The following is a 23081-nucleotide window of genomic DNA, read 5'->3' as shown; positions in this document are numbered from 1 at the left end:
CCTCACTGCACAAACAGCAAAAAGGGATTCAGAACGTGGTTCTGAATCCCTCGGTCTTGCTTGATTAGGCTGCGTTGTGAGGCGCGAATTCCTCTGTATCAGGAACTTTACCTTCAGCTGACGCGGGCCTGACGCACGCCTTCGGAAAGCGCTTTGCACAGACCCAGCACACCGTCGATGGCCTGGTCCGGCGTGGTCGCGTTGGCGATGTGATCGATCAGCGCCGACCCCACCACCACACCGTCGGCCAAGCGCGCGATTGCCGCCGCTTGCTCCGGTGTACGGATACCGAAGCCGATGCTGATCGGCAGATCCGTGTGACGACGCAAGCGCGTCACCGCTTCTTCGACGTGCTCCAGCGTCGCCGCACCGGCACCGGTCACCCCGGCCACGGATACGTAGTAAACGAAACCGGAGCTGCCATTGAGCACCTTCGGCAGACGCGCGTCGTCAGTGGTCGGGGTGGTCAGGCGAATGAAGTCCAGGCCGGCAGCCTGGGCCGGGTCGCACAGTTCATTGTTGTGCTCTGGGGGCATGTCGACCACGATCAGACCGTCGACGCCGGCGTCTTTGGCATCCGCGATGAAGCGCTCGACGCCATACATGTGCACCGGGTTGAAGTAGCCCATCAGCACCAGCGGCGTGTCGCTATTGCCTTCGCGGAATTCGCGGACCATCTGCAGGGTTTTCGTCAGATTCTGCTTGGCGCCCAACGCACGGATGTTCGCCAGTTGAATCGCCGGGCCGTCGGCCATCGGGTCGGTGAACGGCATGCCCAGTTCGATCACATCGGCGCCAGCACCCGGCAGGCCTTTGAGGATCGCCAGCGAAGTGGCGTAGTCCGGATCACCGGCGGTGACGAAGGTCACCAGCGCGGCGCGGTTCTGTTGCTTGAGTTCGGCAAAACGGGTTTGCAGGCGGCTCATCAGTGTTTCTCCTGCTTCGACTGTTCCATGTGATGCATCACGGTCTGCATGTCTTTGTCGCCACGGCCCGACAGGTTGACCACCATCAGGTGATCCTTCGGCAGTTTCGGTGCGCGTTTGAATACTTCAGCCAACGCATGAGCGCTTTCCAGTGCAGGAATGATCCCTTCCAGACGGCAGCATTTGTGAAACGCTTCAAGGGCTTCGTCGTCGGTCACGGAGGTGTACTGAACGCGACCGATGTCATGCAACCAGGCGTGTTCAGGGCCGATGCCCGGGTAGTCCAGACCGGCGGAAATCGAGTGGGCGTCGATGATCTGGCCATCGTCGTCCTGCAACAGGAAGGTCCGGTTGCCGTGCAACACACCCGGTACACCGCCATTGAGGCTGGCCGCGTGTTTGCCGGTTTCGATGCCGTAACCGGCCGCTTCAACGCCGATGATCTCGACGCTCTTGTCGTCGAGGAATGGATGGAACAGGCCCATGGCGTTGGAACCACCACCGATGCACGCCACCAGGCTGTCCGGCAGACGCCCCTCCTGAGCCTGCAGCTGCTCGCGGGTTTCCTTGCCGATCACGGCCTGGAAGTCACGCACCATCGCCGGGTACGGGTGCGGGCCGGCCACGGTGCCGATCAGGTAGAAAGTGCTGTCGACGTTGGTCACCCAGTCACGCAGGGCTTCGTTCATCGCGTCTTTCAGGGTGCCGGTGCCGGCCACCACCGGGATCACTTCGGCGCCCAGCAGCTTCATGCGGAACACGTTGGCCTGCTGACGCTCGATGTCAGTGGTGCCCATGTAGATCACGCAGTCCAGACCGAAGCGTGCGGCCACGGTTGCGGTTGCCACGCCGTGCATGCCGGCGCCAGTTTCGGCGATGATGCGTTTCTTGCCCATGCGCCGCGCCAGCAGGATCTGGCCAATGCAGTTGTTGATCTTGTGCGCGCCGGTGTGGTTCAGCTCTTCGCGCTTGAGGTAGATCTTGGCGCCGCCACAGAATTCGGTCAGTCGCTCGGCGAAATACAGCGGGCTCGGACGTCCGACGTAATCACGCTGGAAATAGGCCAGCTCTTCCTTGAACGCCGGATCTTCCTTGGCCGCTTCGTATTCGCGGGCCAGATCGAGAATCAACGGCATCAGGGTTTCCGCCACGTAGCGGCCACCGAACGCGCCGAACAGGCCGTTATCGTCAGGGCCGCTGCGCAGATTGGAAGTGTTCGACGTCTGGGTCATGGTGTGCTCCAGGTGAATTCGGTTCGAAAGACAATGACGCCACTCTACCCCTCACCTTCCACGCTGAAAACCGATAAGATCGCCACAACCTGTCAGGAAAACTCACAGATATCATGAGCCATGACCTTCCCCCGCTGAACGCCTTGCGGGCCTTTGAAGCCACCGCCCGGCTGAACAGCGTCAGTCAGGCCGCCGAGCAGCTGCACGTTACCCACGGTGCCGTCAGCCGTCAGCTCAAAGTGCTCGAAGAGCATCTGGGCGTGAGCCTGTTCGTCAAGGACGGGCGCGGCTTGAAACTCACAGATGCCGGCATTCGTCTGCGAGACGCCAGCGGCGAGGCATTCGATCGATTGCGCAGTGTGTGTGCCGAGTTGACGCAAAGCACCGCCGACGCGCCATTCGTCCTCGGCTGCTCGGGGAGCCTGTTGGCGCGCTGGTTCATTCCACGCCTGGGCCGGCTGAATGCCGACTTGCCGGACTTGCGTCTGCACCTGTCGGCCGGTGAAGGTGATCTCGATCCACGGCGCCCCGGACTCGACGCCTTGCTGCTGTTCGCCGAGCCGCCATGGCCGGCAGACATGCAGGTGTATGAACTGGCGGCGGAACGCATCGGGCCGGTAATGAGCCCGCTGTTCAGCGGTTATCAGCGCCTGCAAACCGCGCCGGCGTCCGCCTTGCTCAGCGAACCGTTGCTGCACACCACCTCGCGCCCGCAAGCCTGGCCGAGCTGGGCACAGCAAAGCCACCTCGACGCCAAGGCGTTGAAGCTCGGGCAAGGTTTTGAGCATTTGTATTATTTGCTGGAAGCCGCAGTGGCCGGACTCGGCGTGGCGATCGCGCCAGAGCCGCTGGTGGCGGAAGATCTGAAGGCCGGTCGCCTGGTTGCACCGTGGGGTTTCTGTGAAACCCCGGCGCAACTGGCGCTGTGGCTACCCAAGCGCGCCGCAGACGGGCGCGCCCGGCAACTGGCGCAGTGGCTCAAGAACGAGCTGCGCCAGTCGGATCACTCGCCGCGCTTGAACAGCAAGTAAGCGGCCAGCAAGCCGATTGCACCGACTGCCACACCGGCGGTGGTCCAAGGATGTTCCTGAGCGTAATCGCGGGTGGCGATGCCGGTCTCGCGGGTTTTCACTTTGACTTCTTCATAGGCATCGCTGAGCAGGCTGCGCGAATGTTTCAGCGCGCTTTCAGCGTTGCTCTTGAGCGCCTTGAGGGTCTTGCGCGACTCGTCAGAGGCGTCATCCTTCAGGCTTTCCAACGATTTGAGCAGACTCTCGATCTCGGCTTCCATGCTTTGCAACGAGGCTTTACGTAAAGAGGTGTTGGCCATGGTGGCTCTCCTGCATTGGTGATGAGTGGCGTGTGTTGGTTGGGACTTCGCCGGTTCGAGAAAGTGCAGAAAATCTGAACTTCGCTTGCGCCGTGGCACCGAAATCAACAGAGCAGATTCACTGCTAGTCTCAATTCCACACGTCAATTTCACCCGTCAAGGAGTTCGCCATGAGTGACCATCACACGTACAAGAAAGTCGAGCTGGTCGGCTCGTCCACCACCAGCATCGAAGACGCCATCAACAATGCGCTGGCTGAAGCGAACAAGAGCATCAAACACCTGGAATGGTTTGAAGTGGTCGAGACCCGTGGCCACATCAAGGACGGCAAGGCAGCGCATTTCCAGGTCACGCTGAAAGTCGGCTTCCGGATTGCCAGCAGCTGAGTTTGCGCTACGCTTCTGAACTTGCGCGCTGGCCGAGTGCCATAGGAATGGCAAAGCGCTACAAGGTGAGTGCATCGGGATGCCCGATGCCCGCCTCTTTTAATCCGACCAGGGAGTGCGACCGATGAAGAAGTTCATATTGGCAGTAGGTTTGTTGAGCCTTGCGGGTGGCGCGTTTGCTGCTGGCAAGCCTTGTGAAGAGCTGAAAAGCGAGATTGCGGCGAAGCTGGATGCCAAGGGCGTTTCAGGGTATTCGCTAGAGATTGTTGATAAGGGCACCGCAACGGATGGCAAGGTCAACGGTACCTGCGAGGGCGGCACCAAGGAAATCGTCTACAAACGCGGGTGATCGCGATTGAAATGCAAAAGCCGACGCGAAGGCGTCGGCTTTTTTGTGGGTGATGATTTTCTATTGCGGGCGTCAGCCCTTCATCACCTGCGCCAGCAATTCATAGGAATGCAGGCGATCGGCATGCTCATACAGGTCGCAGGTGAAAATCAGCTCATCGGCCTGGGTCTGCTCGACCAGCACCTCCAGCTTCGCACGGATCTTCTGCGGGCTGCCGACCATCGCCAGACCGAGGAAATCACCCACCGCCTCGCGCTCATGGGGCAGCCACAGGCCGTCCATGCTTTTCACTGGCGGACGCTGCACCAGACTCTGCCCACGCATCAACGCGAGAATGCGCTGGTACACCGACGTCGCCAAGTAGTCGGCCTGCTCATCGGTATCCGCCGCCACCAGCGGCACACCGAGCATCACGTACGGTTTATCGAGCACCGCCGACGGTTTGAAGTGGTTGCGATAGACCCGAATCGCCTCATGCATGAAACGCGGCGCGAAGTGCGAGGCAAAGGCATAAGGCAAACCGCGCTCACCGGCCAGTTGCGCACTGAACAGACTGGAACCGAGCAACCAGATCGGCACATGGGTGCCGGTGCCGGGCATGGCGATTACCCGCTGATCCGGGGTGCGCGGACCGAGGAAACGCGCCAGCTCGGCGACGTCTTCCGGGAAGTCATCGGCACTGCCGGAGCGTTCACGGCGCAGGGCACGGGCAGTCATTTGATCGGAACCCGGCGCACGGCCCAGACCCAGGTCGATGCGTCCCGGATACAGGCTTTCCAGGGTGCCGAACTGTTCGGCGATCACCAGCGGCGCGTGGTTGGGCAGCATGACGCCGCCGGAGCCGACGCGAATCGTCGAGGTGCCGCCGGCCAGATAGCCCAGCAACACCGAGGTGGCCGAACTGGCGATGCCGTCCATGTTGTGGTGCTCGGCGACCCAGAACCGGGTATAGCCGAGCTTCTCGACGTGCTGCGCCAGGTCCAGCGAGTTGCGCAGCGACTGCGCCGGGCTGCCGTTTTCGCGCACCGGCACCAGATCGAGGGTAGAAAATTTTACATCTGAGAGTTGCTTCATAAACCTGCTTCTCCGAGTGAGGAGGCAGGTTTTTCTTGCTAACGAAAACCTGCCGAATCCATAAGCGTGTTTTGTGCAATGAGGGCATATACCCGAATTTCAATAGCGCAGGCAAAATTTCCTACTAAAAAAGTCAACCATTCAGATGAGCTGAACTTTGTCCCGGCGTCTATCCTCAGAAGCCTTGCAAGCAAAACCACGACGGCGCGGCGTTCCGCGCCAGATCTTGAGGAGGCAGACATGGCTATCGTGAAGAAAGCATCCGCACATTGGGCAGGCGATCTGAAAACCGGCATCGGCTCGATCTCGACCGAAACCGGTGTCCTCAGAGAAGCGCCCTACGGCTTCAAGGCCCGCTTCGAAGGCGGCAAGGGCACCAACCCGGAAGAACTGATTGGCGCGGCCCATGCCGGCTGTTTTTCCATGGCGTTTTCGATGATTCTCGGCGATGCCGGCCTGACGGCCGAGAGCATCGACACCAACGCTGAAGTCACTCTGGATCAAGTCGAGGGCGGTTTTGCGATCACTGCGGTGAAGCTGATCCTCAAGGCGAAAATCCCGGGGGCGACCCAGGCGCAGTTTGAAGAACTGAGCAACAAGGCCAAGGAAGGATGCCCGGTGTCCAAGGTGTTGAATGCCAAGATCACCCTTGAAGCTTCGTTGGTCAGCTGAGTCGGCGCTGACTGGCCCCTTCGCGAGCAGGCTCGCTCCCACAGGGGATGTGTGTTGTGAACACGTCCAATGTGGGGGCGAGCCTGCTCGTGATGGCGATCCAAAGTTACCGCAGTACTTGAAGATGTGAGCGAAGTCAGAACCCGCTGCGCAAAAATATGGTCGAATACGTGACAGCAGCTTCAGCGCACGCCCGTGCGCGCTGCACCAGGGAGCTTCATCTATGAAACGTATTGGCTTGGCTATTCTCTGCAGTGCACTGGCCACAACGGTTCTGGCCGCACCGAAAGATTGTGAAGAATTGAAGAAAGAGATCGAAGTAAAAATCCAGGCGAATGCAGTGCCGTCCTACACACTGGAAATTGTCAGCAAGGAAGAGGCCGACAAGCACGATGTGGCGATGGTTGTCGGCACCTGCGAAAACGGCACAAAAGCGATTGTCTACCAGAAGAATGACATCTGACATTCCGCTCAAGGCACGCAGTTGATCTGGCGTTCTTCGGCAACTATCTGCCCTTGGCGATTGATCAACCGAGCACTCGGCGTGAACGCCAGCGACCGGGCTTCAAGACGGTAACGATGCCCGGCTTCGAAATGATCGTAGCGCACGGTCATGTAACACAGACGCTCTTGCGGGTCAGTGTCCATGCCTTGGCTGCCACCGAAGATTTCGAAATCGAAGCGCACCGTCAGCTCATGACTGCCCGGCGCGACCTGGAAAAAGCGCCCGTCCCGCAGGCGCACGTTGTCCAGCCGTTCAGCCATCAGCACTTTACCGCCGGGTGTCGGCATCGAAAAGTCGACCCAGGCCTTGGCGGGATCGGCTGCCGGCATCGGGCTCTGACAGCCGGCAAGCAGACTTGCGGCGAGCAACAACGTCAACCTGTGCATGATCAATGTCCTGTGATTTGGACATCCAGCATAATCCCGATCAGGTTTTCTGGCAGCCCGCGGGTGTGCCCTGCCCCACGACTTTGCGCTGTTCATCATAAAGCTTCGCCCATGGCCGGAAACCGATGCTGCCGGCCTGCAGTTGATAGCGCTGACCCGCGCTGAAATCCTTGAACTTCACATTCAATTGACAGTCGCGCCACAGTGGCTCGGCATCGGGGCCGATGTTGGTGGCGTCGACCGGGAATTGATAGCGCACCTGCAATTGGTGGCTGCCGGGCTCAACTTCAAAATAACGTTTGTCGACGGTCGCCTTGTCATCGACTTTCAGCGCTTGCAGCGCCGTGTCCTGTTGCCGGGCATCGAGGTCGATCCAGGCTTGCGAGGGGTCAGGGTCGGGCATTCCGAATCCGGCACAACCGGCCAGCGTCAGCAGGCCTCCTGTCAGCAACAACATGCGCATAGCGAAGCTCCAAATGGCGGGATAGTCTTGCGGGCAGACTTTCCAAAGGATTTTTATTTTGAGCAGGCCGCTTCCAAGCCATGGGTTACTTGATCGCGTTTTTCGGATTTTGTTTCCGGGTGTGATGTTTTTGTTGCTCAACGGTTGTTCCAGCGTCAGCTATTACAGCCAGCTGGCCAGCGGTCAGCTGCAACTGCTGCGGGCGCGCGAGCCGGTGACCAAGGTGATCGCCGACCCCAGCCGCGATGCGGCATTGCGCACGCACCTGATCCAGTCGCAGAAGGCTCGGGCCTTCGCCAGCGAACAGCTGCACCTGCCGGACAACCAGAGCTATCGCCTGTACGCCGACATTGGCCGGCCTTACGTGGTGTGGAACGTGTTCGCCACCCCGGAGTTTTCTCTGACCCCGCAGAACCATTGCTTCCCGATCGCCGGTTGCGTGGCCTATCGCGGCTACTACACCCAGAGCGCCGCCCGTGGTGAAGCGGCGATCCAGCGCCTGCAAGGCATGGACGTGTCGATTGGCGGCGTCGAGGCCTATTCGACCCTGGGCTGGTTCAACGACCCGATTCTCAATTCGATGATGGGCTGGGGCGACGAGCGCCTGGCCACGCTGATCTTCCATGAATTGGCGCACCAGCGCTTCTATGTGCAGGACGACACCGAGTTCAACGAGTCCTTTGCCACGTTTGTGGAACAGGAAGGCACCCGGCAGTGGCGGGCGTTTCGGGGCCTGCCACCGGACACCGACTCGCGCCTCCAGCAACGTGACCAGTTCATCGAGTTGGTTCTGGAAACGCGCTCACGCCTGGAAAAGCTCTATGCCCAGGCACTGCCGGCCGAGCAGATGCGCGAGCGCAAAGCGGCAACGTTCGAGCAGTTTCGTCGCGAATATCGACTGATGCGCGACAGCCTGTGGGCCGGGGACAAGCGCTATGACGCCTGGGTGAATATGCCGCTGAACAATGCGCGGTTGTTGCCGTTCGGGCTGTATGACCAGTGGGTACCGGCGTTTGCAGCGCTGTTCAGGCAAGTTGGGGGGGATTGGGTGCGGTTTTATGCTGAGGTTGAGAAGTTGGGGGATTTGCCTGTCGAGAAGCGCAAGGCGGCTTTGAAAATATTGGTAGATACAAACAGTTGAGTTGATTGGAAGACGCCATCGCGAGCAGGCTCACTCCTACAGGGGAACGCATTCCAAATGTAAGAGTGAGCCTGCTCGCGATAGCAATCTGATCAGCGTCGCAAAAACGCCTGATGCAACTCCGCCAGCGTTTCACAGTGATAAGCCGGCGCTTCGGCATTCAACTCTTCAAAACTGCCAAACCCGTAACCTACCGCCGCCGCGTCGAGCCCGTTGCTGCGCGCGCCAATCAGGTCGTGCTTGCGATCGCCGATCATCAGCGTAGTGGCCGGGTCCAGCCCTTCTTCGGCCACCAGGTGCGCAATCAGCTCGACCTTATTGGTCCGCGTGCCATCCAGTTCACTGCCGTAGATCACCTTGAAATGTTTGGCGAAGTCGAAATGCCGGGCGATCTCGCGGGCGAATACCCATGGCTTGGAGGTCGCGATATACAGCTGTCGCCCCTGGCCGCTCAGGGTTTCGAGCAATGGCGTGACGCCGTCGAACACGCGGTTTTCGTAGAGGCCGGTGACCTTGAAGCGCTCGCGATAGAAGTTCACTGCTTCCCAGGCCTTGGCCTCATCGAAATCATAGAACTGCATGAACGCCTGCAACAGCGGCGGGCCGATGAAGTGTTCGAGCTTGGTCAGGTCCGGCTCATCGATGCCGAGCTTGCTCAAGGCGAACTGGATGGAACGGGTGATGCCCTCACGCGGGTCGGTCAGGGTGCCATCGAGGTCGAACAGTACGGTTTGGTAATGCATGAGAAATCCTGAGCAGGTGTAAGGCGATTCAGCGCTGGTCGTAGCCTTCGGCCAGGTGCAGATCCTTGAGCTTCACGTAGTTCGCCGCGCTGTAGGTGAAAAAGGCGCGTTCCTTGTCGGTCAGCGGGCGGACTTGTTTCACCGGGCTGCCCACGTAGAGGAAGCCGCTTTCCAGGCGCTTGCCCGGGGGCACCAGACTGCCGGCGCCGATGATCACGTCATCCTCGACCACTGCGCCGTCCATGACGATGCTGCCCATGCCGATCAGCACGCGGCTGCCGACGCTGCAGCCATGCAGCATGACCTTGTGGGCAATGGTCACGTCGTCACCGATCAATAGCGGGAAGCCGTCCGGGTTGAACGGGCCGGCATGGGTGATGTGCAGCACGCAGCCGTCCTGCACGCTGGTGCGCGCGCCGATACGGATGCGGTGCATGTCGCCGCGGATCACGGTCAGCGGCCACACGGAGCTGTCTTCGCCGATTTCGACGTCGCCGATCACCACCGCCGAGGCGTCGACAAACGCGCCTTTGCTGAGCTGCGGGGTGTGATTCTGATACTTGCGAACGGACACGATAAGTTCTCTCTCTGTCGCCGATAGCTGCGGTGAATGCCGATTGTAATTAAGATGGTTGCATGTTTCCCCAGCCAAGGTGCCAACCGTGAGCGTGAACAACCCTCTTCTGCAGTCCTACGACCTGCCCCCGTTCTCCACGATCCGTGCCGAACATGTGCTGCCAGCGATTGAAACCATTCTGGCCGACAACCGCGCCGCCATTGCCGAGATCCTCAAGACCCAAGGCCAGAACCCTACCTGGGCCGGCCTGGTATTGGCGATGGACGAACTCAATGATCGCCTCGGCGCCGCCTGGAGCCCGGTCAGTCACCTCAACGCCGTGTGCAACAGCGCCGAACTGCGCGAAGCCTACGAGTCGTGCCTGCCGGCCCTGAGCGCCTACTCCACCGAGATGGGCCAGAACCGCGAGCTGTTCCAGGCTTATGAAGCGCTGGCCAACAGCCCGGAAGCCGCCGGTTTCGACGTGGCGCAAAAGACGATTCTGGAACACGCCCTGCGCGATTTCCGCCTGTCGGGTATCGACCTGCCGGAAGCCGAGCAGAAGCGCTACGCCGAAGTGCAGAGCAAACTGTCCGAGCTGGGCAGCCGCTTCTCCAACCAGTTGCTCGACGCCACGCAAGCCTGGACCAAGCACGTCACCGACGAAGCCGCCCTCGCCGGCCTGACCGATTCGGCCAAGGCGCAAATGGCGGCTGCCGCACAGGCCAAGGGCCTCGATGGCTGGCTGATCACCCTGGAATTCCCGAGCTACTACGCGGTGATGACCTACGCGCAAGATCGCGCGCTGCGTGAAGAAGTCTACGCCGCCTACTGCACCCGTGCCTCGGATCAAGGCCCGAACGCCGGGCAGAACGACAACGGCCCGGTGATGGAAGAGATCCTCGACCTGCGCCAGGAACTGGCCAAATTGTTGGGTTTCGCCAGCTTCTCCGAGCTGAGCCTGGCGACCAAGATGGCCGAGTCCAGCGATCAGGTGCTGAGCTTCCTGCGCGACCTGGCCAAGCGCAGCAAGCCGTTTGCCGCACAGGACCTGCAACAGTTGCGTGCCTTCGCCGCCGAACAGGGCTGCGCCGATCTGCAAAGCTGGGACAGCGGTTTCTACGGCGAAAAACTCCGCGAGCAACGCTACAGCGTCGCTCAGGAAACCCTGCGCGCCTACTTCCCGATCGATAAAGTCCTCGGCGGTCTGTTCGCCATCGTCCAGCGCCTGTACGGCATCGAAATCGCCGAACTGAAAGGCTTCGACACCTGGCACCCCGACGTGCGCCTGTTCGAGATCAAGGAAAACGGCCAGCACGTCGGCCGCTTCTTCTTCGACCTCTACGCCCGCGCCAACAAGCGCGGCGGTGCCTGGATGGACGGCGCCCGCGACCGTCGTCGTACCGTCGACGGCGTGCTGCAAAGCCCGGTCGCCAACCTGGTGTGCAACTTCACCCCGGCCGACAGCGGCAAGCCTGCGCTGCTGACCCACGATGAGGTGACCACCCTGTTCCACGAATTCGGCCATGGCCTGCATCACCTCCTGACCCGCGTTGATCATGCCGGTGTCTCCGGGATCAACGGCGTGGCATGGGACGCGGTCGAGCTGCCGAGCCAGTTCATGGAAAACTGGTGCTGGGAGCCGGAAGGCCTGGCGCTGATTTCCGGTCATTACGAAACCGGCGAGCCGCTGCCACAGGACCTGCTGGAAAAAATGCTCGCGGCGAAGAACTTCCAGTCCGGGCTGATGATGGTTCGCCAGCTGGAATTCTCGCTGTTCGACTTCGAACTGCACGCCACCCACGGTGATGGCCGCAGCGTTGCCCAGGTGCTGGAAGGCGTGCGCGACGAGGTGTCGGTCATGCGTCCTCCGGCGTACAACCGCTTCCCCAACAGCTTCGCGCACATCTTCGCCGGCGGTTACGCGGCTGGCTATTACAGCTACAAGTGGGCCGAAGTGCTGTCGGCAGATGCCTTCTCCAAGTTCGAAGAGGACGGCGTGCTCAACGCCGACACCGGTCGTGCCTTCCGCGAAGCGATTCTGGCCCGTGGCGGTTCGCAGGCGCCGATGGTGCTGTTCGTCGACTTCCGTGGCCGCGAGCCATCGATTGACGCACTCTTGCGCCATAGCGGCCTGAGTGAGGACGCGGCAGCATGAGTGAGGCTCCTGTGATTACCAAGAAACGCTTTATCGCCGGGGCTGTCTGCCCGGCGTGCAGCGAGCCGGACAAGCTGATGATGTGGAGCGAAGACAACGTGCCGCACCGCGAGTGCGTGGCCTGCGGTTACTCCGATACGCTGAACGAACAAGGGCTGTCGGTACCGAAAGAGCTGGGCACGCGGGTCAACACCAGCGCGCTCAACAAGCCTGCGCCGGACAAGACGGTGCAGGCGGTCCAGTTCTTCCCGAATCCGAAACTGAAGAAAAAGTCCGAAGACTGAGCCGGTGAATAGCCCTCCACGGTGCAACGCCGTGGAGGGCTCGGCTTATTTGAGATTGACCGACTGCAACCAGCTCTTCATCGAGCAGGTCGCAAACGCACTGGTGCTGCAATCGCCATTGGCCAGCGCGGTGCGCAGTTTGTCGGCATCGGCCTGCATCACATAGCGCACGCCATCCTTGAAATGGCCGCTTTCACCAAACCCGCCCTGAGTCATCTCATTCAGCGCGTCTTCCTTGCTCCAGCCCTGCACCACGATCCGGTACATCGCAGCCATCAGGCCGGTACGGTCGGAACCGTGCTTGCAATGCATCAACACCGGGCCATTGGCTTCGGCAGCCTGAATCGCGCGCAACGCCTTGAGCACATCGGCGTCATCTACATGGTTGGTGCGATAAGGCAGTTGCACCTGATTGATGCCCGGCTCGGACAGCCAGCGGCTGTCGGCTTCCGGCAGGAAGTTGATCACCGTCGCCACTTTCAGGTTCTTCAGCAACGGCACCGCGCCAGCATCCGGCAAGGCACTGCGGTAAAGCGTTGGCGACATCTGGAACAGGTTGTACTGGACTTCAACCGGTTGCGCCCACTCAGGCGGACGCGATGACGCAGAAGCGTCAGCCTGTGCCGGCATCAAGTGCAGCAGGGCAACCAGCGACAAACATAAAACAGGAAAAAGGCGCACTCGTGACATGCTGGGCTGACCGTATCGGGATTCATCAATGAAAGGCCTTGCAGCTTCCACGTCCGACGGTCAAAGCCCTGTGAGGCACTTGTCAAAGAATCGTGAATCCGCGCGATTTCATTGAGCGCCGAGTAAAAAAACCGCGGCTTTTTCCGCTGAATCGGTTCAAGCCGATGATTAGCCTGCTACCATTTGTCACACGATGTTGCAGGCGTCCCCCTTTTCCCGGTCAACCGGGCCTCGCGCCGCGACGAAAAAATGCTCAAGCCGTTCGCAGAAACGGACAACCATCAATGCCTGATGAGGTGCACCCCATGTCTGATGCAGATCGAGACAACCCGCGGCGTGAGTTTTTGCGCAAATCCCTGACCCTGATTCCCGTGGTCACCCTCGCCGGTAGCGGCCTGGGCAGCAGCGTGTTGCAAGCGGCGCCTGAAGCCACCCCGGCGGCGCCCGCAGCACCCCCGACGAAAACCGAGGCCGGTGCCTACCAGCCGAGCTATTTCACCGCCGAGGAATGGGCCTTCATCAATGCCGCCGTGGCGCAATTGATCCCCAACGACGCCCAAGGCCCGGGTGCCCTGGAAGCCGGCGTGCCGGAATACATCGACCGCCAGATGAACACCCCGTACGCCGCCGGTGCCCTGTGGTACATGCAGGGTCCGTTCAACGCCGACGCCGCGCCGGAGATGGGTTGGCAGAGCAAACTGGTGCCCAAAGAGATCTATCGCCTTGGCATCGCTGCCACGGACCAGTGGGCAAAATCCCTCAACGGTAAAACATTTGCCGAGCAAGACAGCGCTACCCGAGACGATTTGCTCAAGCAACTCGAAGCCGGCAAACCGCAGTTCGATGCGGTTCCGGCGAAGATTTTCTTCAATCTGCTGCTGCAAAACACCAAGGAAGGGTTCTTCTGCGACCCGATCCACGGCGGCAATAAAGGCATGGTCGGCTGGACCATGATCGGCTTCCCCGGCGCCCGCGCCGATTTCATGGATTGGGTGGAACGCAACGAGCAATACCCCTTCCCGGCAGTTTCGATTCGCGGCGAGAGGGCGTAAGCATGGCAACCGTAATGAAGAAGGTCGACGCGGTGATCGTCGGTTTCGGCTGGACCGGCGCAATCATGGCCAAAGAGCTGACCGAAGCCGGGCTCAATGTGCTGGCGCTGGAGCGCGGGCCGATGCAGGACACCTACCCCGACGGCAACTATCCGCAGGTGATCGACGAACTCACCTACAGCGTGCGGAAAAAACTCTTTCAGGACATCTCGAAAGAAACCGTCACCATCCGCCACAGCGTCAACGACATCGCCCTGCCGAACCGCCAGTTGGGTGCGTTCCTGCCGGGTAATGGCGTGGGCGGCGCCGGTTTGCACTGGTCGGGCGTGCACTTCCGGGTCGATCCGATCGAACTGCGCATGCGCAGCCATTACGAAGAGCGCTACGGCAAAAGCTTTATCCCCAAGGACATGACCATCCAGGACTTCGGCGTCAGTTATGAAGAATTGGAGCCGTTCTTCGATTTCGCCGAGAAAGTCTTCGGCACCTCGGGCCAGGCCTGGACCGTGAAGGGCCAACTGGTCGGTCAGGGCAAAGGCGGCAACCCGTATGCGCCGGATCGTTCCAACCCGTTCCCGCTGGAGGCGCAGAAAAACACGGTTTCCGCACAGCTGTTCGGCAAAGCAGCGACAGAAGTCGGTTACAAACCCTACAACCTGCCCTCGGCGAATACCTCAGGCCCGTACACCAATCCCTACGGCGCACAGATGGGCCCGTGCAACTTCTGCGGATTCTGCAGCGGCTACGTTTGCTACATGTATTCCAAGGCCTCGCCGAACGTGAACATTCTGCCGGCGCTCAAGCCGCTGCCGAATTTCGAGCTGCGGCCTAACGCCCATGTCCTGCGGGTCAACCTCGACAGCACCAAGTCCAAGGCCACCGGCGTGACTTACATCGACGGTCAGGGCCGCGAGATCGAGCAACCGGCGGATCTGGTGATCCTCGGCGCCTTCCAGTTGCACAACGTGCGCCTGATGCTGCTCTCGGGCATCGGCAAGCCGTACGACCCGATCAGCGGCGAAGGCGTGGTCGGGCGCAACTTCGCCTACCAGAACATGGCGACCATCAAGGCGTTCTTCGACAAGGACACCCACACCAACAACTTCATCGGTGCCGGCGGCAACGGCGTGGCGCTGGATGACTTCAACGCCGACAACTTCGACCACGGTCCGCACGGCTTCGTCGGCGGTTCGCCGATGTGGGTCAACCAGGCCGGCAGCCGGCCGATTGCCGGGACTTCAAACCCGCCGGGCACTCCAGCCTGGGGCAGCGCGTGGAAACGTGCGACCGCCGATTACTACACCCACCAGGTGTCGATGGACGCCCACGGCGCGCATCAGTCCTACCGCGGCAACTACCTCGATCTGGACCCGGTGTACCGCGATGCCTACGGCTTGCCACTGCTGCGCATGACCTTCGACTGGCAGGAAAACGACATCAAGATGAACCGCTTCATGGTCGAGAAAATGGGCAAGGTCGCCCAAGCCATGGGGCCGAAAGCCATCGCGGTGATCGGCAAACAGGTCGGTGATCACTTCAACACCGCGGCCTACCAGACCACCCACCTCAACGGGGGCGCGATCATGGGCACCGATCCGAAGAAGAGCGCGCTGAACCGCTACCTGCAGAGCTGGGACGTGCACAACGTATTCGTACCGGGTGCATCGGCATTCCCGCAGGGTCTGGGCTACAACCCGACCGGGCTGGTGGCGGCGTTGACCTACTGGTCGGCCAAGGCGATCCGCGAGCAGTACCTGAAAAACCCCGGCCCGCTGGTTCAGGCATAAGGAGCGATGACCATGAAAAATCTCGTTATCGCGACCCTGGCCCTGCTCGGCAGCGTGGCTGTACACGCTGCCGACGTTGATTCAGCGTTGATCAAACAAGGCGAATATCTTGCCCGCGCCGGCGACTGCGTGGCCTGTCACACCGCCAAGGGCGGCAAGCCGTTCGCCGGCGGCCTGCCGATGGAAACCCCGATCGGCACGATCTACTCGACCAACATCACCCCGGACAAAACCGGCCTCGGTGAGTACAGCTTCGAGGACTTCGACAAGGCCGTGCGCCATGGCGTCGCCAAAAACGGCAGTACCTTGTACCCGGCGATGCCGTATCCGTCCTACGCCCGCGTCAGCGAAGCCGACATGCAAGCGCTGTACGCGTACTTCATGCACGGCGTTGAACCGGTGGCACAGGAGAACAAGGCCAGCGACATCCCATGGCCGTTGAGCATGCGCTGGCCGTTGATGGGCTGGCGCTGGCTGTTTGCGCCGAAGGTCGAAGATTACCAGGCAACGTCGGACGATCCGGTGATCGACCGTGGCGCCTATCTGGTCGAAGGCCTCGGCCATTGCGGCGCGTGCCATACGCCACGTGCCCTGACCATGCAGGAAAAATCCCTGAGCGCCACTGACGGCAAAAACTTCCTCGCCGGCAGTGCACCGCTGGAAGGCTGGATCGCCAAGAGCCTGCGCGGGGATCACAAGGACGGTCTCGGCAGCTGGAGCGAGGCGCAACTGGTGCAGTTCCTCAAGACCGGGCGCAGTGATCGCAGCGCGGTGTTCGGCGGCATGAGCGATGTGGTCACCCACAGCATGCAATACATGACCGACGCCGACCTGACCGCGATTGCCCGTTATCTCAAGTCGCTGCCGGCCAATGATCCCGCGGATCAGCCGCACCAGTACGACGAGAAAGCCGCCAAGGCCCTGTGGAACGGCGACGACAGCCAACGCGGCGCAGCGGTGTACATCGACAATTGCGCGGCCTGCCACCGCACCGACGGCCACGGCTATACCCGAGTGTTCCCGGCCCTGGCGGGCAATCCGGTGCTGCAATCGGAAGACCCGACCTCGTTGATTCACATCGTGCTCAAGGGCGGCACCCTGCCGGCCACGCACACGGCGCCATCGACCTTCACCATGCCGGGTTTCGCCTGGCGCCTGTCGGATCAGGAAGTGGCCGATGTGGTGAGCTTCATCCGTGGCAGTTGGGGTAACACCGGCGCGCCAGTGAAAGCCGCCGATGTCGCCGAACTGCGCAAGGAGGACATGAAACACACCTCCAGCGACGACCTCGGTCAGGTCACGCAACACAACTGACCAATCGCCCGACGGCACTAGCCAGATGAGCAACGCCTCGATACTGTATATGCACACAGTATCGGGGCGTTTTCATGTCTATTCCATTGCCACCTCGGGGCCGCGGCACCGCGACCAACCCGCACAATCGCTTTGCGCCGAACCGTTCGGTGGCCGAGGATGACGGCTGGTATCAGGAAGTGCCCGACACGCAGAACACCGAGGTGATGATCGAAACCGCGAAAACCATCATTACCCGCAACACCTCGCCGGACCTGCCCTTCGACCGTTCGATCAATCCCTATCGCGGCTGCGAGCACGGCTGCATCTATTGCTACGCGCGACCCAGCCACGCCTATTGGGACATGTCGCCGGGGCTGGATTTTGAAACGAAGCTGATCGCCAAGACCAACGCCGCCCAGGTGCTGGAAGAACAGTTGAGCAGACGCGGCTACCAGTGCGCGCCGATCAACCTCGGCTCCAACACCGATCCGTATCAGCCCATCGAACGCGAACACCGGATCACCCGCCAGACCCTCGAAGTGCTGCTGCGCTATCGGCACCCGGTGACCATCGTCACCAAGGGTTCGCTGATTTTGCGCGACCTCGACCTGCTCACTGAACTGGCGCAGCAACGGCTGGTGGCGGTAATGATCAGCCTGACCACCCTCGACGACGAACTCAAACGCATCCTCGAACCGCGCGCAGCGGCGCCCAAGGCCCGATTGCGGGCGATACGGGTGATGCGCGAAGCGGGCATTCCCGTGGGGGTGCTGTGTTCGCCGATGATTCCGATGATCAACGACAGCGAAATCGAAAGCCTGCTGACCGAGGCGCATGCCGCCGGTGCGCAAAGCGCCGCGTACATGATGCTGCGCCTGCCGCTGGAGGTGGCGCCGCTGTTCGAAGAATGGCTGCAGGCGCACTACCCGCAGCGTGCCGCGCATGTGCTGAGCCTGGTGCGCCAGAGCCGGGGCGGCGAGCTGTACGACAGCCGTTTTGGCGTCAGGATGCGCGGCGAGGGGCCGTTCGCCGATCTGCTCGCGCAGCGTTTCGCCAAAGCCATTAAACGTCTCGGTTTAAATCACCGTGAAGGCTACAACCTCGATTGCACGGCCTTCTGTCCGCCGGGTCGTCAGATGTCGTTGATCTAGCAACAATCCGCCTTGGTTGATGGGTTGGAATCCTTTCGTCGAACTGCCCCAGTCACGTTTTTTGTGATCTGGAACACACGTTCTAGAGCGATTGATTCAGTTTGAGTTAAGTTTCGGCGGCTACCTTGTTCATCGAGTGACTGACGGGTCTGGATGACCCGGATGTTTTAAACAGCCACTGGCTTTACACCGGAATACACGGGAATGACTCCCCGAATCCGCCAAAGAGGATGAATCATGAGTGACAAGGATAAACAGCCGTTGGCTGCGTCGGCGCAAGCCGTCCCTGGGGCGGCATCCGCCGATGCAGCGCTGAAAACCATCGTTGACGGCTTTTTGCATTTTCATCATGAGGTCTTCCCGCAGCAGGAAGAACTCTTCAAGAAACTCGCCACGGCGCAATCGCCACGCGCGATGTTCATTACCTGTGCCGACTCGCGCATCGTGCCGGAACTGATCACCCAGAGTTCACCCGGCGATCTGTTCGTGACCCGTAACGTCGGCAACGTCGTACCACCTTACGGCCAGATGAACGGCGGCGTCTCCACCGCCATCGAATACGCGGTGCTGGCGCTGGGCGTACAGCACATCATCATCTGCGGCCACTCCGATTGCGGCGCCATGCGCGCAGTGCTCAATCCGGACAGTCTGGAAAAAATGCCGACAGTCAAAGCCTGGCTGCGTCATGCGGAAGTGGCAAAAACCATGGTGCACGAAAACTGTAACTGCACCGACGAAAAAGAAAGCATGCCGATCCTCACCGAGGAGAACGTCATCGCCCAATTGCAGCACTTGCGTACCCATCCTTCGGTAGCCTCGCGCATGGCGAACGGTCATCTGTTCATCCATGGCTGGGTCTACAACATCGAAACCAGTGAAATCAAAGCTTACGACGCGGATCAGGGACGTTTCCTGCCGCTCGACGGCAGCCATCCGATTCCGGTGGCGACGCCCAAAGCGCGCTTCTAAATCCTCCTAAACATCTGTGTGGTTTGACGCCGGTCGCTGTTTCAGCGATCCGGCCTCGCCATGCCTGAAGAAAACTTCGGGAGAGTCACCATGCGTGCTGCTCAATTGAAAGCGGTTCTGCCACGGGAGCTGCTGGCTTCGGTGGTTGTGTTCCTGGTCGCCCTGCCGCTGTGCATGGGTATTGCGATTGCTTCCGGGTTGCCGCCGGCCAAAGGCCTGATCACCGGGATCATCGGCGGTCTGGTGGTCGGTTGGCTGGCGGGCTCGCCATTGCAGGTCAGCGGTCCGGCGGCGGGGCTGGCGGTGCTGGTGTTCGAACTGGTGCGCCAGCACGGGATCGAGATGCTCGGGCCGATTCTGTTGCTCGCCGGTTTCCTGCAACTGGTGGCCGGGCGCCTGAAACTCGGTTGCTGGTTTCGGGTGACGGCGCCAGCGGTGGTCTACGGCATGCTGGCGGGGATCGGCGTGTTGATCGTGCTCTCGCAAGTGCACGTGATGCTCGACGCCAAGCCGCAACCCTCCGGCCTGGATAACCTCACGGCCTTCCCCGGCGCGGTGGCGCAAGCCTTGCCCTCGTTCGGCTGGCAGGCCGGTCTGCTCGGGCTGGCGACCATCGCGGTGATGTGGCTGTGGGAGAAATTTCGCCCGCATTCGCTGCGATTCATTCCCGGTGCGCTGCTCGGTGTTGGCCTGGCGACAGGCGCCAGCCTGCTGCTGGCGTTGCAGGTCAAACGGGTTGAGGTACCGGAGAACCTCGCCGAAGCCATCGACTGGCTGAAACCGGCGGACCTGCTCAGCCTCGCTGATCCGACCCTGTTGATTGCTGCGTTTGCCGTGGCGTTCATCGCCAGCGCCGAAACCCTGCTGTCGGCGGCGGCGGTGGACCGCATGCACAGCGGTGTGCGTTCAGACTTCGACCGTGAGCTGTCGGCGCAAGGTGTCGGCAACATGCTCTGCGGACTGGTCGGTGCGCTGCCGATGACCGGGGTGATCGTGCGCAGCTCGGCCAACGTGCAGGCCGGTGCGACCACGCGTTATTCGACGATCTTCCATGGCCTGTGGCTGTTGGGGTTCGTGCTGTTGCTGTCGAGCGTGCTGCAAAGCATTCCGGTGGCGAGTCTGGCGGGGGTGCTGGTGTACACCGGTTTCAAACTGGTCGACCTCAAGGCGTTTCGCGGTCTGGGCCGTTACGGGCGGATGCCGATGTTCACCTACGCCGCCACGGCGCTGGCGATCATCTTCACCGACCTGTTGACCGGCGTGTTGATTGGTTTCGGCCTGACCCTGTTGAAACTGGCGTTCAAGGCTTCGCGGTTGAAAATCAGCCTGATCGACCTGCCGCAGGACGGCGAGATGGAGTTGCGCCTGGTCGGTGCAGCGACCTTCCTCAAGGTGCCGGCGCTGACCCAGGTACTGGGCAGCATTCCAGCGGGCACGACGGTGCATGTGCCGCTCAATAACCTGAGCTACATCGACCATTCGTGTCTGGAGTTGCTGGAAGAATGGGGCCGGGCGAACGCGGCGAAAGGGTCGAAGCTGTTGATCGAGTCGCGAGGGTTGAAGCGCAGGCTTGAGGGACGGATTCGCACAACCACAGGTATCGGCGCGGCCGGATAAATCTTCCCGCCTGCACACAAACCCTGTAGGAGCTGCCGCAGGCTGCGATCTTTTGATCTTGATTGTTAAAAACCACATCAAAAGATCGCAGCCTGCGGCAGCTCCTACATTGGATTGTGTGTCACTCAGGCGGCAGGCTGGTCGAGTTCCAGGCCCACACCCAGGCGACGGCCCATGCACGGCCAGCGCTTCCATGCCGCACCGGTATCCGGGCTGCTCAGTTTGTCGCGGTAGGCTTCTACCGATTCCAGCGCGAAACTCTCGTCGTCGAGCATTTCGTCGATGGCGTGATGCACCGCTTCGTCCAGTTGGTTGGCAAATTCCTCACCGATCAATTGGTGAGCAATCAGGTTGGCGACCGTCATGTCCAAGGGGATCAGTGGCTGGCCGAGATGCTTGATGTACAGGTCGTTGACCTCTTCGACAAAGCGGTGCGCCAGATAGGCTTCGTCCAGCAGGCTGTCCAGGCCGACCGGCGGCTGGAGGAAGTACTGCTCGGCGATTTTCAGCACCGGTTTGATCTGTGACTCGATTCCCGCTTCCCTGGCAACTTCATTGGCTGCATCCAGCATGTCTGGCACTTCGTCGATGTAGGCGGTGACGAAGCTGGTCAACGCTTCTTCGCGGTTAGCGTCCGGCAATTGGATGGCCGAATGCAGATGAGGCAACTTGGCTTCCAGCTGACGCTTGAGCCGTCCGGTTTCGTTTTCGGTTTGTCGGGCTTTTTGGATCTGCTCGCGCAATGCGGCGGTGTTCATGAAAACTCCAGGGTACAAGGCATTGAAATAGGGAAGACATAAGTTAGCTGGCTTACGAAAAATGCTAAGACGCATTTGTCATAATTATTTCATCCTTGATGCACCGGCGTTATATCGGCTCGCCACCACTCGTCTGCATCCTTCTCCATTCGTGCCCTTGAGCGCAAGCCCCGGCTGTTTCAGATCATTTACGCGCCGACATTGCAATTCCCGATGGCTGTCTATACTCGCCATTGAATGGAGTTAGCTGATGACGCCCGACTGCACCCGCAGCAAGGCCCGGCGATTCAAGTTCGTAGTCTGATGCAGCCGCTCCCTTGCCGCAGGCGAAAGCCGGCGGGATAACAAGAACGATAAGGGGAACCCGCAATGATGCGACATCCACACGTCTGGATGGGCCTCCTGTTGTGGTCGATTTTCAGCCAGGCCAACGCGGCCTGGACTGTGAATATGGCGCCTGGAGCGACTGAAATCAGTCACGCAGTATTCGACCTGCACATGACCATTTTCTGGATCTGTGTGGTGATCGGGATCATCGTCTTCGGCGCCATGTTCTGGTCGATGATCGTGCATCGCCGCTCGACCGGGCAGGTCGCCGCGAAATTCCACGAAAGCACCACCGTCGAAATTCTCTGGACCGTCGTGCCGTTGCTGATTCTGGTGGCGATGGCCGTTCCGGCGACTGCCACCCTGATCCGCATGTACGACACCAGTGAGCCGGATATCGATATCCAGATCACCGGTTACCAGTGGAAGTGGCACTACAAATACCTGGGCCAGGACGTCGAGTTCTTCAGCAACCTGGCCACCCCCGCCGAACAGATCCACAACAAGGAAGCCAAGGGCGAGCACTACCTGCTCGAAGTCGACAAGCCGCTGGTGCTGCCGGTCGGCGCCAAGGTGCGCTTCCTCGTGACCTCCGCCGACGTGATCCACTCGTGGTGGGTGCCGGCGTTCGCGGTCAAGCGCGATGCGATCCCGGGGTTTGTCAACGAAGCCTGGACGCGCATCGACAAACCCGGCATTTACCGCGGCCAGTGCGCCGAGCTGTGCGGCAAGGATCACGGCTTCATGCCGATCGTGGTCGACGTCAAGGAGAAGCCCGACTACGACAAGTGGCTGGCCGACCGCAAGGCCGAAGCGGCGCAGCTCAAGGAGCTGACCAGCAAGGAATGGACGCTGGACGAGCTTAAAGAGCGCGGCGACAAGATCTATCACACCACTTGCGTGGCCTGTCACCAGGCCGAAGGCCAGGGCCTGCCGCCGATGTTCCCGGCGCTCAAGGGCTCGAAAATCGCCACCGGGCCGAAAGAAGGCCACCTGAGCATTGTCTTCCACGGCAAGCCCGGCACCGCCATGGCGGCGTTCGGCAAGCAGTTGTCGGAAGTCGATATCGCAGCGGTCGTGACCTACGAACGTAACGCCTGGGGCAACAACAAGGGCGACATGGTCACGCCAAAAGAAGTGCTTGAGCTCAAACAGGCGGAAAGCAAATGAGCCGGTCCACCGCGTACTTCGTGAAACGGCCGGGGCAGCGCGCCCCGGCCAGCCCCGTC

The 23081-nt window shown here is 60.7% G+C and carries 25 protein-coding genes; 15 read left to right on the top strand and 10 right to left on the bottom strand.

The genetic code is table 11. The features are described from left to right. Nucleotides 1–113: 113 nt before the first annotated feature. Together trpA and trpB are read right to left on the bottom strand one after the other, a co-directional pair. Nucleotides 114–926 carry a tryptophan synthase subunit alpha gene (gene trpA / locus HBN98_RS13110; protein ID WP_083367409.1) on the bottom strand — a complete coding sequence of 271 codons (813 nt, stop codon included), beginning with the start codon at nucleotides 924–926 and terminating at the stop codon, nucleotides 114–116. Next, nucleotides 926–2158, bottom strand: coding sequence for a tryptophan synthase subunit beta (gene trpB, locus HBN98_RS13105; protein WP_064585323.1), 1233 nt, complete (start codon nucleotides 2156–2158; stop codon nucleotides 926–928). Before trpB ends, trpA begins: the two co-directional genes overlap by 1 nt. A 113-nt stretch (nucleotides 2159–2271) precedes the next feature. Between trpB and HBN98_RS13100 the strand changes: the two genes are divergently transcribed. Beyond that, nucleotides 2272–3189 (top strand): LysR family transcriptional regulator, encoded by a 918-nt coding sequence (locus HBN98_RS13100; RefSeq protein ID WP_083367410.1) that lies wholly within the window; start codon nucleotides 2272–2274, stop codon nucleotides 3187–3189. Here the strand turns inward: HBN98_RS13100 and HBN98_RS13095 are convergent. Then, nucleotides 3162–3488 carry an ElaB/YgaM/YqjD family protein gene (locus tag HBN98_RS13095; RefSeq protein WP_003220391.1) on the bottom strand — a complete coding sequence of 109 codons (327 nt, stop codon included), beginning with the start codon at nucleotides 3486–3488 and terminating at the stop codon, nucleotides 3162–3164. The two genes, HBN98_RS13100 and HBN98_RS13095, sit on opposite strands and share 28 nt — an antisense overlap. A 170-nt stretch (nucleotides 3489–3658) precedes the next feature. On the opposite strand from HBN98_RS13095, the gene HBN98_RS13090 reads away from it, so the two are divergent. Both HBN98_RS13090 and HBN98_RS13085 read left to right on the top strand, forming a co-directional pair. Continuing rightward, complete coding sequence (locus HBN98_RS13090) at nucleotides 3659–3874, top strand: dodecin (RefSeq protein ID WP_083367411.1); 216 nt, start codon at nucleotides 3659–3661, stop codon at nucleotides 3872–3874. A gap of 124 nt (nucleotides 3875–3998) precedes the next feature. Continuing rightward, complete coding sequence (locus tag HBN98_RS13085; RefSeq protein WP_064585315.1) at nucleotides 3999–4223, top strand: DUF1161 domain-containing protein; 225 nt, start codon at nucleotides 3999–4001, stop codon at nucleotides 4221–4223. Between the two features lie 72 nt (nucleotides 4224–4295). On the opposite strand, the gene HBN98_RS13080 is transcribed toward HBN98_RS13085, so the two are convergent. Continuing rightward, nucleotides 4296–5297: an LLM class flavin-dependent oxidoreductase gene (locus HBN98_RS13080; RefSeq protein WP_064585314.1), complete on the bottom strand. Its 1002-nt coding sequence runs from the start codon at nucleotides 5295–5297 to the stop codon at nucleotides 4296–4298. A gap of 240 nt (nucleotides 5298–5537) precedes the next feature. Here HBN98_RS13080 and HBN98_RS13075 point away from each other — a divergent pair, with 240 nt between their 5' ends. Together HBN98_RS13075 and HBN98_RS13070 are read left to right on the top strand one after the other, a co-directional pair. Continuing rightward, on the top strand, nucleotides 5538–5969 hold the full coding sequence (locus tag HBN98_RS13075; protein ID WP_083367412.1) for an OsmC family protein: 432 nt from the start codon (nucleotides 5538–5540) through the stop codon (nucleotides 5967–5969). A 223-nt stretch (nucleotides 5970–6192) separates the two neighbouring features. Further along, a complete protein-coding gene (locus HBN98_RS13070) occupies nucleotides 6193–6432 on the top strand; it encodes a DUF1161 domain-containing protein (RefSeq protein ID WP_027610205.1) in 240 nt (79 codons plus the stop codon). A gap of 8 nt (nucleotides 6433–6440) precedes the next feature. Here the strand turns inward: HBN98_RS13070 and HBN98_RS13065 are convergent, their stop codons facing one another. Then, entirely contained in the window at nucleotides 6441–6860 is a 420-nt protein-coding gene (locus tag HBN98_RS13065) for a PA0061/PA0062 family lipoprotein (protein ID WP_064585310.1), read from the bottom strand. A 40-nt stretch (nucleotides 6861–6900) separates the two neighbouring features. Beyond that, complete coding sequence (locus tag HBN98_RS13060; RefSeq protein ID WP_064585308.1) at nucleotides 6901–7323, bottom strand: PA0061/PA0062 family lipoprotein; 423 nt, start codon at nucleotides 7321–7323, stop codon at nucleotides 6901–6903. 58 nt (nucleotides 7324–7381) lie between these two features. Here HBN98_RS13060 and HBN98_RS13055 point away from each other — a divergent pair, with 58 nt between their 5' ends. Further along, nucleotides 7382–8464, top strand: coding sequence for an aminopeptidase (locus HBN98_RS13055; protein ID WP_083367413.1), 1083 nt, complete (start codon nucleotides 7382–7384; stop codon nucleotides 8462–8464). 92 nt (nucleotides 8465–8556) lie between these two features. Here HBN98_RS13055 and HBN98_RS13050 read toward each other — a convergent pair whose 3' ends face one another. Continuing rightward, the gene (locus HBN98_RS13050; RefSeq protein WP_083367414.1) at nucleotides 8557–9207 is read right to left on the bottom strand and encodes an HAD family hydrolase; all 651 of its coding nucleotides are present in this window, start codon (nucleotides 9205–9207) and stop codon (nucleotides 8557–8559) included. A 28-nt stretch (nucleotides 9208–9235) separates the two neighbouring features. Then, nucleotides 9236–9781 carry a gamma carbonic anhydrase family protein gene (locus tag HBN98_RS13045; protein WP_064585303.1) on the bottom strand — a complete coding sequence of 182 codons (546 nt, stop codon included), beginning with the start codon at nucleotides 9779–9781 and terminating at the stop codon, nucleotides 9236–9238. Nucleotides 9782–9869: 88 nt separating this feature from the next. Between HBN98_RS13045 and prlC the strand changes: the two genes are divergently transcribed. Beyond that, the gene (gene prlC / locus HBN98_RS13040; RefSeq protein ID WP_083367415.1) at nucleotides 9870–11921 is read left to right on the top strand and encodes an oligopeptidase A; all 2052 of its coding nucleotides are present in this window, start codon (nucleotides 9870–9872) and stop codon (nucleotides 11919–11921) included. Continuing rightward, complete coding sequence (locus HBN98_RS13035) at nucleotides 11918–12205, top strand: YheV family putative zinc ribbon protein (RefSeq protein ID WP_064585299.1); 288 nt, start codon at nucleotides 11918–11920, stop codon at nucleotides 12203–12205. The genes prlC and HBN98_RS13035 overlap by 4 nt, the downstream gene beginning before the upstream one ends. Before the next feature lie 45 nt (nucleotides 12206–12250). On the opposite strand, the gene HBN98_RS13030 is transcribed toward HBN98_RS13035, so the two are convergent. After that, the gene (locus HBN98_RS13030) at nucleotides 12251–12895 is read right to left on the bottom strand and encodes a dual specificity protein phosphatase family protein (protein ID WP_083367416.1); all 645 of its coding nucleotides are present in this window, start codon (nucleotides 12893–12895) and stop codon (nucleotides 12251–12253) included. Between the two features lie 305 nt (nucleotides 12896–13200). Here HBN98_RS13030 and HBN98_RS13025 point away from each other — a divergent pair, with 305 nt between their 5' ends. From HBN98_RS13025 to HBN98_RS13000, 6 genes are all read left to right on the top strand, one after another. Continuing rightward, a complete protein-coding gene (locus tag HBN98_RS13025) occupies nucleotides 13201–13947 on the top strand; it encodes a gluconate 2-dehydrogenase subunit 3 family protein (RefSeq protein ID WP_083367417.1) in 747 nt (248 codons plus the stop codon). Nucleotides 13948–13949: 2 nt separating this feature from the next. Next, nucleotides 13950–15734, top strand: coding sequence for a GMC family oxidoreductase (locus tag HBN98_RS13020; RefSeq protein ID WP_064585294.1), 1785 nt, complete (start codon nucleotides 13950–13952; stop codon nucleotides 15732–15734). A 12-nt stretch (nucleotides 15735–15746) separates the two neighbouring features. Continuing rightward, nucleotides 15747–17048, top strand: coding sequence for a cytochrome c (locus HBN98_RS13015; protein ID WP_083367418.1), 1302 nt, complete (start codon nucleotides 15747–15749; stop codon nucleotides 17046–17048). Between the two features lie 74 nt (nucleotides 17049–17122). Next, the gene (locus tag HBN98_RS13010) at nucleotides 17123–18181 is read left to right on the top strand and encodes a PA0069 family radical SAM protein (RefSeq protein ID WP_083367419.1); all 1059 of its coding nucleotides are present in this window, start codon (nucleotides 17123–17125) and stop codon (nucleotides 18179–18181) included. A 237-nt stretch (nucleotides 18182–18418) separates the two neighbouring features. Continuing rightward, on the top strand, nucleotides 18419–19150 hold the full coding sequence (locus HBN98_RS13005) for a carbonic anhydrase (RefSeq protein WP_083367420.1): 732 nt from the start codon (nucleotides 18419–18421) through the stop codon (nucleotides 19148–19150). Nucleotides 19151–19240: 90 nt separating this feature from the next. Further along, entirely contained in the window at nucleotides 19241–20767 is a 1527-nt protein-coding gene (locus HBN98_RS13000; protein WP_064585287.1) for a SulP family inorganic anion transporter, read from the top strand. Between the two features lie 125 nt (nucleotides 20768–20892). Here the strand turns inward: HBN98_RS13000 and HBN98_RS12995 are convergent, their stop codons facing one another. After that, nucleotides 20893–21525, bottom strand: coding sequence for a hypothetical protein (locus tag HBN98_RS12995; protein ID WP_064585285.1), 633 nt, complete (start codon nucleotides 21523–21525; stop codon nucleotides 20893–20895). A 369-nt stretch (nucleotides 21526–21894) separates the two neighbouring features. On the opposite strand from HBN98_RS12995, the gene coxB reads away from it, so the two are divergent. Continuing rightward, on the top strand, nucleotides 21895–23022 hold the full coding sequence (coxB, locus tag HBN98_RS12990) for a cytochrome c oxidase subunit II (protein WP_064585283.1): 1128 nt from the start codon (nucleotides 21895–21897) through the stop codon (nucleotides 23020–23022). Nucleotides 23023–23081 lie beyond the last annotated feature (59 nt).

Origin of the sequence: Pseudomonas koreensis (genome assembly GCF_012986595.1) — a bacterium.
Classification (GTDB): domain Bacteria; phylum Pseudomonadota; class Gammaproteobacteria; order Pseudomonadales; family Pseudomonadaceae; genus Aquipseudomonas; species Aquipseudomonas koreensis.
The sequence above is the reverse complement of the archived record's forward strand: the minus strand, read 5'-3'. Positions and strand labels throughout refer to the sequence as shown.